Genomic DNA, 12,886 nt, shown 5'->3' with positions numbered 1-12,886 from the left:
GATACATGGCAGTAAAAACCGTTAAGAAAGCAAGGGACAAAAGGATTTTGGTGATCGTGGAATCGCCGGCTAAAGCAAAGACCATTGAAAAATACCTTGGCCCGGATTATACCGTCAAAGCATCCATGGGCCACCTGATCGATCTGCCCAAATCGCGGCTTGCCATTGATGTGGACAAAAACTTTGAACCCGAGTATATCACCGTCCGCGGCAGGGCGAAGATTTTAAAGGAACTCCTTGGGGACGCCAAAAAGGCGGACTCGGTGCTGCTGGCCAGTGATAATGACCGGGAAGGGGAGGCCATAGCCTGGCATCTGCGGAATGCCATTGTTGCAAAAACCGATAAGGTACCCATCCAGCGGATCAGCTTTAATGAGATAACCCCGGCGGCGATTAAGGATGCGGTGTCCCACCCGGCGGCCATCAACGAATCCCTGGTAAACGCCCAGAAGGCCCGGCGGGTGCTGGACCGTCTGGTGGGATATAACCTTTCACCATTACTGTGGAAGAAGGTAAAAAACGGCCTTTCCGCCGGAAGGGTTCAGTCCGTAGCCCTGCGGCTCATCTGTGATCGGGAAAAGGAAGTGGAAACCTTTATCCCCGAAGAATACTGGACCCTGGAAGCGGATTTCAAAGTGGGCAAGTCCGTATTCACCGCCCAGCTGGTTACCTGGAAGGGCGCCAAGCCGGAACTGAAACACGAAGCGGATGTAAAGGCCATAGTGGATCTGATCACCGGCGCCGACTGCTTTGTCCAGGACATACGGGAAACCGAAAAAACCGTTAAACCCAAGCCGCCCTTTACCACATCCCAGCTGCAGCAAACTGCGGCAAACCGCCTGGGCTTTACCAGCAAGAAGACCATGCAGGTAGCCCAGCAGCTCTACGAAGGGGTGAACATCGGCAGCTCCCGCATAGGGCTTATCACCTATATGCGTACCGATTCTGTGCGCATATCCCAGCTTGCCCTGGACGAGGTTCGTACCTGGCTTGGGGAAAAGTATCCCGGGGATCTTCCGGAAAAGGCGGTGGAGTATACCGTGGGGAAGAAAGCCCAGGATGCCCACGAAGCCATACGGCCAACCTATGTACACTATACCCCGGATGATATGAAGGATCACCTGACCCGGGATCAGCTCCGGCTCTATACGATCATCTGGGAACGTTTTGTTTCCAGCCAGATGAAGAACGCGAAAACCAGAACGGTGAGCACCGATATAAAAGCCGGGGATGGTATCTTCCGTATCGCCGGCACCAAAATTGTGGACAAGGGATTTTACCGGGTGTTGAAGCTCCTCAATTCAAAGGAAGAGAAGGGCAGCGCCTATCCTTCACTGAAAATCGGGGACAAGGTTGAGATAGATAAATTCCACCCTGAACAGCATTTTACCCAGGGACCGCCCCGGTACACCGATGCTTCTATCGTGAAAACCCTGGAAGAAAAGGGCATAGGCCGGCCTTCAACCTACGCCCCCATCATTTCGGTGCTTTTGGACCGTTACTATGTTACCCGGTCAAACAAACAACTTGTTCCCACCCTGCTGGGCAGGATGATCTGCGATATGCTGGTAGAATATTTTCCCCATGTGGTGGATACCGCCTTTACCGCTTCCATGGAAAACAAACTGGACGAGGTTGAGGAAAGCCAGGTCCGCTGGCCCGACATGATCCGGGAATTCTGGGGTCCCTTTAAGGATCAGGTGGACGAGGTGGGGAAGACCCTGGAATCCTACAAGGGTTCCCTGGACGAGCCCACGGATCTTGTTTGCGAGAAATGCGGCAAGCCCATGGTAAAGAAGCTTGGACGTTTCGGTTTCTTCCTGGCCTGCTCCGGTTTCCCGGAGTGCCACAACACCAAATCTATTCCCCTGGCCAAATGCCCTAAGTGCGGCGGAGATGTGGTGGCCAGGAAAACCAAGGGACGGGGTAAGGAATTTTACGGCTGTACCAATTACCCGGACTGTGATTTTATCAGCCACTTTAAGCCCATAAACCAGGATTGCCCTAAGTGCGGACAGTTCATGGTGGAGAAATACGACAAGAAAAACGGGTCCCACAAGGCCTGCATCAATCCGGAATGCGATTACCTCCATTCCAATGATGATGAAGGGGAGGACAGTGAACAGTAATCCTGTGGCCGGCAAAACGATGGATGAATATCTTGTTTATCTCCGCGCCGTCCGGGGTGTCTCGGATAGGACCCTCCAGGCCTACGAGGGAGATCTTGTCCGTTTTGCCAATTACTGTGAAAACCGCAGTGTCCTTCCCGATACGGCGACCCCCTATGAAGTTCAGGGTTTTATCGGGGATCTCAGCGCCGAAGGGATGGCCTCGGTGAGCGTGAACCGGGCCCTTTCGTCGATCCGGGGATTCTACCGCTGGCTTATCCGCTTTGGACGCCGGAAGGATAATCCCGCGGGAAACCTCCGTAACCTCAGGGTACCGAAGACACTTCCGGTGTTTCTCTGGGAAGGGGAGATGGCGGACTTTGCGGACCTGCCGGATACGGCGGGCATACTCTGGCCCCTGCGGGATAAGGCGTTGATCCTGGCCATGTACTCCGCGGGACTGCGCATTTCCGAACTGGTTACCCTTTCCCTTAAATCCATTGACGGGGATCTCAGCGGGGGCAGGGTTATCGGAAAGGGCGATAAGGAACGGTACGTATTTTTTTCCGATGAAGCCCGCGAGGCTATTGCCGCCTATATTCCCGCTCGGCACAGCCGGATCAAGGCGGAGCATCCCACGGAAAAACTGTTTGTGAACCGCCGCGGGGGGGCCATCTCGGTGGCCGGGGTACGGTGGATCATCGCCAAATATGCCGAGCGGTCGGGGCTGCAGAAAAATGTACACCCCCATGCTCTACGGCACAGTTTTGCTACCCATCTGGTTAACGCCGGCTGTGATGTCAGGATAGTCCAGGAACTTTTAGGCCATGCCAGCCTTTCCACAACCCAGCGCTACACCCATGTGGATATAGAACGCTTGAAGAAGGTATATGCCAAGGCGCATCCTCACGGTAAAAGGAATACGAAATGAATAAATACGGTAGAATACGTTCGACCACGGTTATCGCGGTGCGCCGGGACGGCAGGGTCGCCATGGCCGGGGATGGTCAGGTGACCATGGGTGAAACGGTGATGAAAAACAACGCCCGTAAGGTACGGCGTCTTATGGACGGCAAGGTTCTTTGCGGTTTCGCCGGGGCCACCGCCGATGCCTTTACCCTCTTTGATCGCTTTGAGGAAAAACTCAAGGAATATTCCGGGGACCTTGCCCGGGCGGCGGTGGAGCTGGCAAAGGACTGGCGTACGGACCGGGCTTTGCGGAAACTTGAGGCCCTGCTCCTGGTGGCGGATCTTTCCAAGACCCTGCTCGTATCCGGTACCGGGGACGTGATAGAGCCTGCGGAAAATGCCCTGGCCATCGGCTCCGGCGGCAACTACGCCTACGCTGCGGCCCTGGCCTATCTTGAGGGCAGCAGTTTTTCTGCGGTGGAAATCGCCGAACGGAGTCTTAAGATTGCGGGAAGCATCTGCATCTATACCAACGGAAATATTACCCTGGAGGAGTTAAGCTGATGAGCGAAAAAAATCTGGACCGGCTAACCCCCCGGGAAATCGTTGCGGAGCTGGATAAATACATTGTTGGCCAGAAAAAGGCCAAGCGGGCGGTAGCGGTGGCGCTGCGTAACCGTATACGGCGGCTCAAGCTGGATCCGGAGGTTCGCGAGGACATCGCCCCCAAGAACATCCTCATGATAGGTCCCACGGGGGTAGGCAAAACAGAAATTGCCCGGCGGCTGGCCAAACTTGCGGGCTCCCCCTTTATCAAGGTGGAGGCCACCAAATACACCGAAGTCGGCTACGTGGGCCGGGATGTGGAATCCATGATCCGGGACCTTATGGCTGCGGGTGTCCAGATGGTTAAACAGGAAATGCAGGAAACGGTTACCGCGGATGCGGAAAAACGCGCCGAAGATGCGCTGTTGGATCTGCTCCTGCCGGGCACGGGGAAAAAGCCCAAGGAAACAAAGCCCCCGGAGGGCCCGGTGGTGCGGCCCATGGGCGCCTTTTCAATCAGCCCCAGTAATGGTAATGGCTCTCTTATGGGCGCAGCAATACAGGTGGGCATCCCGGTATCCCGGCAGCAGGCGGGCGGCAATGATGATACGCCTGAAATAAGCAGTAACATTGCCGATAGCCCCGCTGAGGAACCTGCCGCCGACGCCGGAACTCAAAAGGGTTCCGGGAATCAAAAAGATTCCACCCGGGAAAAATTCCGGACCATGCTTCGGGAGGGAAAGCTGGAGGACCGGCTGGTAGAAATTACCATAAATCAGAGCCCCCAGTTCCCGGCCTTCGAAATGATGGGGGGCGGCATGGAGGACTTAGAAAGCAGCCTTTCGGGGATCGCCGGTTTTTTCGGCGGGGGCAAGAAAAAGAAGCTCCTTCCGGTAAGCCGTGCCAGAGAAATCCTTATTGCCGAAGAATCGGAAAAACTTATCGACCGGGACCGGGTGAGCGACGAAGCCCGTCAGCGGGTCTGTGAGACCGGTATCGTCTTTATCGACGAGATCGACAAGATCGCCGTTAAGGGCGACCGTGGCGGGGGGGGGCCCGATGTTTCCCGGGAAGGGGTACAGCGGGATATACTGCCCATTGTGGAGGGCGCCGTGGTGAATACCAAGTGGGGTCCCGTGGACACCAGTCACATCCTCTTTGTCGCCGCAGGGGCCTTCAATGTCAGCAAGCCTTCGGATCTGATCCCCGAATTGCAGGGGCGCTTTCCCCTGCGGGTGGAACTGGAATCCCTGGGCAAGGCGGAGTTTCTCCGTATCCTCACGGAACCAAAAAACGCCCTGACCAAGCAATACGTGGATCTTCTGGCCACCGAGGGGGTGGAAATCGAATTTACCCCCGATTCTATCGATCGCCTGGCGGCCCTGGCGGCGGAGGTCAATTCCCGGCTGGAAAACATCGGCGCCCGGCGTCTCCACACCATCATGGAGGCTCTCCTGGAGGAACTTTCCTTTGAGGCTCCGGACATAGCCCCAACCAAAATTTCCATCACCGAATCCTACGTCAACGAGCGTCTCCAGGACCTCGTGGTGGACAACGACCTGGGGAGATATATCTTATGAAATATTTTAAAAGGCCGATGATCAATTTGGGAGAACCTTATGATATCGAATAACTTTGAAAAAACCGTTGACCTGCTGCACCGGGCCATGGATGCCAGCCTTATCCGCCGGAATGTGATTGCGGACAACATGGCGAATTCCGGGGTTCCCAATTTTAAGCGGTCCAACGTCAACTTTGAAAGTGAACTCAAGCGCGCCCTGGAAACGGAAAAACAACGGCCGGCCCTGGAACTGACCCTGACCGACCCCAAGCACATCCCCAACTGGCGCGCACGGGATTACCGGGACGTGGAACCCCGGCGGGTCCTGGATTACGCCAGTACGTCCAAGAATAACGGAAACAACGTGGACCCTGAGCAGGAAATGATGCTGGCCCTGGAAAACCAGATGATGTATACCCTTTTAGCCCAGGCCACGACCTTCGAATTCAGCCAGATAAATATGGTATTAAGGTAGGATAGAATATGGGATTGTTCAATGCAATTAATATAGCCGCCACAGGGATGACTGCGGAACGGCTCCGTTCCGATGTGATCGCCGACAACATCGCTAACGCCTCCACCACCCGCACCGCCGAGGGCGGCCCCTTCCGCAGGAGCCGGGTGGTATTACGGCCAAAGGCGGAACAGCCCTTCTGGCGTTCCCCCTTCCTGCCGGACATGATGGACGGCGGACCTGGTAAGGGGGTCAGGGTTGCGGAAATCCAGAAGGATACCACACCGAACCGGCTGGTATACGATCCCACCCACCCCGATGCGATACAGACCGGGCCCCGGGCGGGGTATGTGGAGATGCCCAACGTGGATGTGGTCACCGAAATGGTGGATATGATCGCCGCATCCCGGGCCTATGAAGCGAACGCTTCTATTATTGACGGATCTAAAACAATGTTTCTGCGGGCCCTTGAGATAGGCAGCAGATAAAAGTATAGGGGAGGGGATAGATGAATATTTACAAACCTGAACTGGTAAGTGGGGATAAGGTCCCCATGGCAATAACGAATCCCAAGCACATGGTACCCCAGGGCGGCCCCTTTTCCATAGGCGGCAATATCGCCCAGGGCAGGGGATCGGTAATATCCGAAATGGGCAACATGATTGGTTCCGAGGCGGTACTTCGCAGCGGCAGCTTTGAGGATGTGATGCTCCGGGCATTGGACAAGGTTAGTGCGGAGCAGCAGTTTTCCGCAGATCTGGTCCAAAAGGCCATCACCGATCCGGGCTCCATGGACCCCCAGGATATTACCATTGCCCAGGCCAAGGCCAGCATGTCATTGAACATAGCCAGGACCGTGCTCAGCCGCGTGGTCCAGGGGTGGAAGGATATAATTAATACGAGATAGTACATATACAGGGCGCATTAGCGCCGTTCTTCTGGGGAGGGGAATATGAACGAATGGTTTAAAAAAGTTATAGAACAGATCACCGGCCTGTGGGGCAGGTGGACCTGGATGCAAAGGGGTATCCTCATCGGTATAACCGTTGCGGTTATCGCCGGGCTTATCGCCCTGGTAACGGTTTCTTCCGCACCCACCATGGTACCGGTTATTGACGTTCCCATTAAAGATGAAAATGACCGGGACCGGATCATCACCAGGATCAACGAGGAAGGGGTAAAGACCACGGTCAACGCCGCGGGGGTTATCATGGTGGAGGACGCCAAGACCGCCCAGCGGATCCGGTCCATCCTTATCCGGGAAGACATGATTCCCGCAGGAACCGATCCCTGGGCCATCTTCGACCGGGACCGGTGGACCATCACCGATTTTGAACGGAATGTTAACCTCCGGCGGGCCATTACCCAGATGGTTACGGATCACATAAAATCCCTGGATGATGTGGACGACGCCAATGTTACTATCGTTATGCCTGAGCGGGAACTTTTTGCATCGGACCAGAATCCGGTTACCGCCAGCGTTATCATTACCCCCAAGCTCATGAGCGATATTACGGCGAACCGTAAAAAAATAGAGGGCATCCAGAAGATACTCAAATTTGCTGTGGAAGGACTTCGTGACGATAATATCGTTATTGCGGATCAGAACGGTCTGGTGCTCAACGATTTTGCGGGCATGGCGGAATTCGACCGGCTGGCAGTTATTGAGCGGGAAACCAAGCTGGTCCAGGGCCTGGAGACTAAATACCGGGCTACGGTGCTTAAGGCCCTCCAGTACACCTTTACTACCGACCGGGTACGGGACCTCAATATTAAGATCGCCATGGATATGTCCAAGAAGGCGGTGAGTACCGAAGAATTCTATCCCATCACCATAAAGCCCCGGACTCCGGGCCTCTCCTATGACGATTCCGAAAGCGCCCGGTCCATTACCCGGTCCGAATCAGCGTCCAGTACCGCCTGGAAGGGTACGGGGCTTAACCCCGAAGGTCCCGCGGGGGTTGAGGGCCAGATGCCGCCGGCGTTCCGGGATATGAGCAACCTCTATGGGGAGGTTGAACAGAAAACCCTTACCCATAATGAGGAAATTAACAGCCGCCGCATTGAGGAAGAAAAAAGCCCCGGCATCGACCGGGTAACCATATCGGTGAATATCGACGGGACCTGGAAATTGAAGTATGATGAAAAGAAGAACCCCGTGATACTGGAAGACGGTTCCCTGGAACGGGAATACGCCCCGGTAGCGCCGGAGGATCTCAAAGCCGCCCAGGCTCTGATCCAGGATGCCATCGGCTTCAGCGCCGCCCGGGGAGATTCGGTGACGGTACAGAATATCCGTTTTGACCGGACCAAGCAGTTTGCCGACGAGGACGCCGAGTATTTCCGGCAGAAGCAGATGCAGACCACCATCCTGATATTGCTTTCGGGAGTAGCGTTACTGCTCATCGGGTTTATCGCCTTCAGGATGATCACCCGGGAAATGGAGCGGCGCAGACGGGCACGGGAAGAGGAGCTTGCACGGCAGCATCAGGAGATGCGGGAGCGGGCCTTCCAGGAAGCGGAAGAGCAGGGTGTGGAAGTTTCCATGTCCGTGGAAGAACGGAAACGTATGGAACTCCAGGAGAACGCCATCAACATGGCGAAGGAACATCCCGGAGATGTGGCCCAGCTTATCAGAACCTGGCTGTTGGAGGAATAGTATATGGCTAAAGCAGCTGCAGGGGGCGGAGCCGCCGCCGCCGGAGGAAAGAAGAAGGGCGCCAAGGAATTTACCGGCCGGCAGAAGGCCGCAGTTTTCCTGGTAAGTATTGGATCTGAAATATCCGCGGAGATCTTCAAGTATCTCCGGGAAGATGAAATAGAAACACTCACCTTCGAGATTGCCCGGCTTGAAACCATAGAGCCGGCCCAGAAGGAAGCGGTCCTCATAGAGTTCCAGGAACTCATGATGGCCAACGAGTTTATCACCACCGGGGGTATCGACTACGCCCGGGAACTTCTGGAAAAATCCCTGGGAAGCCAGAAGGCCATTGATATTATCAACCGCCTTACGTCCAGCCTCCAGGTCCGGCCCTTTGACTTTATACGCCGCACGGATCCTGCGCATCTTCTTAACTTTATCCAGCAGGAGCATCCCCAGACTATCGCCCTTATCCTGGCGTACCTGGAACCGAATAAGGCTTCAATCATTCTGCAGAACCTCCCCCATGAGGTGCAGAGCGATGTGGCCCGGCGTATCGCCACCATGGACCGTACGAGCCCGGAAGTGCTCCGGGAGGTAGAACGGGTTTTGGAAAAGAAACTCTCCACCCTGTCCAGTGAAGATTATACCGCTGCGGGCGGTGTGGAAAGCATCGTAGAAATACTGAACCTGGTAGACCGGTCTTCGGAAAAGCAGATCATCGAAGCCCTGGAAGACGAGGACCCGGAACTTGCGGAGGAAATCAAGAAACGGATGTTCGTATTCGAAGATATCGTTATGCTGGACGACCGGGCCATACAGCGGGTCATGCGGGAAGTGGATTCCCAGGAATTGTCCAAGGCCCTCAAGTCGGTGGATACGGAAGTGCAGGATAAGATATTCCGGAATATGAGTAAGCGTGCAGCCCAGATGCTCAAGGAAGATATGGAGTTCATGGGACCGGTACGGCTTAAGGATGTTGAGGAAGCCCAGCAGAAGATCGTGTCCATCATCCGGCATCTGGAAGAGACCGGTGAAATTGTGGTTGCCCGCGCCGGTGAGGATGAGTTAGTAGTATGATTAACAAGGCGGTTTTCAGGCCCGGGGAGCTTATACTCAGCAACGAAAAGGTTATTCTGGAATCTCCCCAGGCTTACGCGGAAATGGCCCTTAACCTGGGGCCGGCCCTGGAAGAACTGGACGAAATTCCTGATATGCCGGAATTTATCGGCCCCACCGCGGATGACCTCAGGCGGGAGGCGGAGCTGTTCAAGTCCCACTGGGACGAAGAACGGGAGGGCATGATCCAGGAAGCCCGGGATCGGGCGGATGCGATAATAAGCACAGCCCAGGCAAGCGCCGGCGAAGAAGTTGTCCGTTTAAGTGATGAGGCTCAGCAGATAAAACAGCAGGCGGAAGCGGAGGCGGAGAAAATTCTTGCCGAGGCAAAGCAAAAGGCGGCGGAGCTTGAAACTACCGCCCAGGCTAACTTCGACAATGCACGTAAGGAAGCGGTGGACGCGGGTTTAAAGGAAGGCCGGGAAGCAGGATATACCGAAGGCAGGGCCGAAATGGACCGTCTGATTGAACGTATCCAAACTGTGCTGGAACGGGCCCAGAGCCGCCGGGAAGAGATACTCGTGGAAAGCGAACAGCAGATCGTAGATTTGGTGCTGCTCATGACCCGTAAGGTTATAAAGATTATCTCCGAGACCCAGGAGGGCGTGGTCAGGGAAAATGTAGTTCAGGCCCTGCGCAAGATAAAAAGCCATGGTAATATCATTATCCGGGTTAACCTCCGGGATGTGAAACTCACCACGGATCATATCAACAGTTTTATTAAGCAGATAGAAGGGGTAAAGGGCGTACAGGTGGCGGAGGATTCCACGGTTGATCCCGGCGGTTGTATCATTGAAACCGATTTCGGCGAAATAGACGCCCGGATTAGCAGCCAGCTTGCGGAGCTTGAGGCGAAGATCCTGGAAATGTCCCCGATAAAGACGAAACCCAAGGCCTCATCTGCCGGGGCGCCATCCTTGTCCGCTATTGCCAATTAAGGGGCGGATTATGGAAGCAATCTTAGAGAAGTACCTCGAAACAGCGGAAGAAACGGAAACCATAAAATATGTGGGCCATGTTATAAAGGTCCAGGGCATACTCATCGAAAGCATCGGTCCTCAAGCGGTGATAGGAGAAGTGTGCCGCATTGAAGTTCCCCGGGGTAAGGGGATCATCCGGGCGGAGGTGGTGGGGCTCTCCGGCGGCGTGGTCCAGCTTATGGCCTACGAGGAAATTGAAGGTATAGAGATAGGCAACCGGGTAATCGCTTCGGGGGATCAACTGGGGGTACCGGTTTCACCAAAACTGCTGGGCCGGGTCCTGGATGCCATGGGCCGTCCCGCTGACGATAAGGGTGAAATAGAATCCCCCGTACATTATCCTGCCATTGCCAGCCCTCCGGATCCGCTGAAACGCCGGCGGATAAAGGAGCGTCTCGTTACGGGGGTCAGGGCCATAGACGGTATGCTGGCGGTAGGCCGGGGACAGCGCATGGGGATCTTCGCCGGTTCCGGGGTGGGGAAGTCCACCCTCCTGGGGATGATAGCCCGGAACACCAATGCTGATGTAAACGTGGTGGCCCTCATCGGTGAGCGCGGCCGTGAGGTAAACGAATTTATAGAACGGGACCTGGGACCTGAAGGCCTGGCCCGCAGCGTAATTATTGTAACTCCCTCCAATTCGCCTCCCCTGGCGCGGCTAAGAGGCGCATACACGGCCACTGCGGTGGCGGAATACTTCCGCGACCAGGGCCTGGACGTGATGCTCCTCTTCGATTCGGTTACCCGTTTTGCCCGGGCTCAGCGTGAAATCGGCCTGGCCATAGGCGAGCCGCCGGCAACCCGGGGCTATACCCCCAGTATGTTCGACTCCATGCCGAAGCTGCTGGAACGCTGCGGTACCTCCGACAAGGGAACCATCACCGGCTTCTACACTATCCTTGTGGATGGGGACGACATGGACGAACCGGTTGCGGACACGGTACGGGGAATCCTGGACGGCCATATCATCCTTTCCCGCAGCCTGGCGCAGCGTTACCACTATCCCGCCATTGACGTCCTCGCCAGCATATCCCGGTTGGCTCCCGTCGTATCCGGACCGGTTACGGTAAAAGTGGTGGGCTATATACGCCGTCTCATGGCGGTCTATGCCGAAGCGGAGGATCTGATCAATGTAGGGGCCTACCATGCCGGTTCAAATCCGGCGATTGATGAAGCCATCGCCAAGCGGGAACTTATCGAACAGTTTCTCATGCAGACCGTAGAAGAAAAAACTGCGGTGGCAGACAGCCTCCGGGTCCTGGGTAAAATCGCGGACATGGAGATCCCCGAAGAAGAACTATCCCGGTATCAGGTATGAAGCGTTTTAGATTCGGCCTCCAGCGGGTATTGGAACTGCGGGAATACGCGGAACGTGAAGCGGAAATAGAACTGGGCAAGGCCGTGGGCGCCCTGACCCTGATAGAGCAGCGCATTGCCGCTGTGGCAGAGGATCGGTTCGATGCTGCGGCGAAACGTTTCGCCCCGGGAAACGGTTTAGCGGAAATGCAAAACTACGACCGGTACATACTCCGGCTCGATCAAACCCGGGATAAGCTCCTCATGGACGCCGCCCGGGCGGAACTGGTGGTAGCGGAAAAGCGGGATATCTTTCTGGAAGCCTCCCGTGAACGCAAGGTCCTGGACAAGATTAAAGACAAGCGTAAGGCCGAGTACCGGAAATTCGCCCAGGCTGAAGAAAACAAGGAGCTGGACGATATCGCTGCGAGAATGACGCGGACACAGTAAGGTCTGTATAACCGGGAATGCCAAAAGAATATTTTTTTTCGATTTTTTCGCCAAGGCTCAAGCAAAAAACACCATGCCCCCGTATGTCTTTCAGAGGCGTTTATGCAAAGCAACCCCACGATGGCGGTTATCCCCTGACAAGCAAGTTCCGTAAGGAAGTTGCAAAATTCTCGAAAACAAGACGGTTTCTCTGGCTTTTTTTGTTTTCCGCTAAAGCGCCCTATACGGTGGTCGCATAGAGGGTGCAGGGGATAGCAGGATCGTGCTGGTCCTCCGGCAGTTTGCCGGAACCCCCAAAGTATAGTAGAGTAAACAGAGAGGTAGAACGATGGGAACCGTGTATGAGGAAATCACTTTAAAGAACGCCATTGACGTGGGGAATGCCAAGCGCGGGTATATCAAGCCGGAAGAGGTCCGCGCAATAACCGTGCGGGCCATAGTTGACACCGGCGCGATAACCCTGGTAATCAACGAAGGGCTCCGTCAGCAGCTGGGGCTTGAGGTTGAAAAAACAAGCGAGGCAACCCTGGGCAATGACACCAAAGCGGTTTGCAAATTGACCGAGCCCGTCACCGTCCACTGGAAAGACCGGTCGGCATCGTGCCAGGCATTAGTCGCCTCCGAAAACGGGGAGACCCTGCTCGGCGCAATCCCCCTTGAGGGCTTGGATCTGGTGGTAAACCCCGTGGACCAGAAACTGACCGGCGCCCACGGTGATGAGGTCTTGTATCTGCTCCTGTAAAGCGGCGGGTGTTCCGGGGGGAGGAGGATGTTCCTATCCTCTCCCTTTTCACTCTCCTTTTTTCTGTTATACTTATATAC

General features: G+C 55.3%; 13 protein-coding genes. All 13 read left to right on the top strand.

From position 1 onward, the window contains the following. Positions 1-5 precede the first annotated feature (5 nt). The 13 genes from topA (at position 6) to TPRIMZ1_RS0110560 (ending at position 12,806) form a co-directional block, all read left to right on the top strand. The gene (topA, locus tag TPRIMZ1_RS0110620; RefSeq protein WP_010259203.1) at positions 6-2,129 is read left to right on the top strand and encodes a type I DNA topoisomerase; all 2,124 of its coding nucleotides are present in this window, start codon (positions 6-8) and stop codon (positions 2,127-2,129) included. Continuing rightward, positions 2,119-3,039, top strand: a complete 921-nt coding sequence (locus tag TPRIMZ1_RS0110615) for a tyrosine-type recombinase/integrase (RefSeq protein ID WP_010259200.1) — start codon at positions 2,119-2,121, stop codon at positions 3,037-3,039. Before topA ends, TPRIMZ1_RS0110615 begins: the two co-directional genes overlap by 11 nt. Beyond that, positions 3,036-3,581, top strand: a complete 546-nt coding sequence (gene hslV, locus TPRIMZ1_RS0110610) for an ATP-dependent protease subunit HslV (protein ID WP_010259197.1) — start codon at positions 3,036-3,038, stop codon at positions 3,579-3,581. The genes TPRIMZ1_RS0110615 and hslV overlap by 4 nt, the downstream gene beginning before the upstream one ends. Beyond that, positions 3,581-5,143 carry an ATP-dependent protease ATPase subunit HslU gene (gene hslU, locus TPRIMZ1_RS0110605; protein ID WP_010259195.1) on the top strand — a complete coding sequence of 521 codons (1,563 nt, stop codon included), beginning with the start codon at positions 3,581-3,583 and terminating at the stop codon, positions 5,141-5,143. Before hslV ends, hslU begins: the two co-directional genes overlap by 1 nt. 39 nt (positions 5,144-5,182) lie before the next feature. Beyond that, positions 5,183-5,599 carry a flagellar basal body rod protein FlgB gene (flgB, locus tag TPRIMZ1_RS0110600; protein ID WP_010259193.1) on the top strand — a complete coding sequence of 139 codons (417 nt, stop codon included), beginning with the start codon at positions 5,183-5,185 and terminating at the stop codon, positions 5,597-5,599. A gap of 8 nt (positions 5,600-5,607) precedes the next feature. Beyond that, positions 5,608-6,066 (top strand): flagellar basal body rod protein FlgC, encoded by a 459-nt coding sequence (gene flgC, locus TPRIMZ1_RS0110595; protein ID WP_010259190.1) that lies wholly within the window; start codon positions 5,608-5,610, stop codon positions 6,064-6,066. Between the two features lie 20 nt (positions 6,067-6,086). Continuing rightward, entirely contained in the window at positions 6,087-6,485 is a 399-nt protein-coding gene (locus TPRIMZ1_RS0110590) for a flagellar hook-basal body complex protein FliE (protein WP_010259188.1), read from the top strand. Positions 6,486-6,530: 45 nt separating this feature from the next. Beyond that, entirely contained in the window at positions 6,531-8,237 is a 1,707-nt protein-coding gene (gene fliF / locus TPRIMZ1_RS0110585) for a flagellar basal-body MS-ring/collar protein FliF (protein WP_010259186.1), read from the top strand. Between the two features lie 3 nt (positions 8,238-8,240). Then, positions 8,241-9,299 carry a flagellar motor switch protein FliG gene (fliG, locus tag TPRIMZ1_RS0110580; protein WP_010259184.1) on the top strand — a complete coding sequence of 353 codons (1,059 nt, stop codon included), beginning with the start codon at positions 8,241-8,243 and terminating at the stop codon, positions 9,297-9,299. After that, complete coding sequence (gene fliH, locus TPRIMZ1_RS0110575; RefSeq protein ID WP_038078510.1) at positions 9,299-10,276, top strand: flagellar assembly protein FliH; 978 nt, start codon at positions 9,299-9,301, stop codon at positions 10,274-10,276. Before fliG ends, fliH begins: the two co-directional genes overlap by 1 nt. Before the next feature lie 10 nt (positions 10,277-10,286). Then, entirely contained in the window at positions 10,287-11,636 is a 1,350-nt protein-coding gene (locus tag TPRIMZ1_RS0110570; protein WP_010259179.1) for a FliI/YscN family ATPase, read from the top strand. Continuing rightward, positions 11,633-12,064 (top strand): flagellar export protein FliJ, encoded by a 432-nt coding sequence (fliJ, locus tag TPRIMZ1_RS0110565; protein WP_010259176.1) that lies wholly within the window; start codon positions 11,633-11,635, stop codon positions 12,062-12,064. The genes TPRIMZ1_RS0110570 and fliJ overlap by 4 nt, the downstream gene beginning before the upstream one ends. A gap of 328 nt (positions 12,065-12,392) precedes the next feature. Next, positions 12,393-12,806: an aspartyl protease family protein gene (locus TPRIMZ1_RS0110560; RefSeq protein ID WP_010259173.1), complete on the top strand. Its 414-nt coding sequence runs from the start codon at positions 12,393-12,395 to the stop codon at positions 12,804-12,806. Positions 12,807-12,886: the final 80 nt, after the last annotated feature.

Source organism: Treponema primitia ZAS-1 (assembly GCF_000297095.1).
In the GTDB taxonomy this organism is placed as follows: Bacteria; Spirochaetota; Spirochaetia; order Treponematales; family Breznakiellaceae; genus Termitinema; species Termitinema primitia_A.
This window is presented reverse-complemented; position numbering and strand designations above follow the sequence as displayed.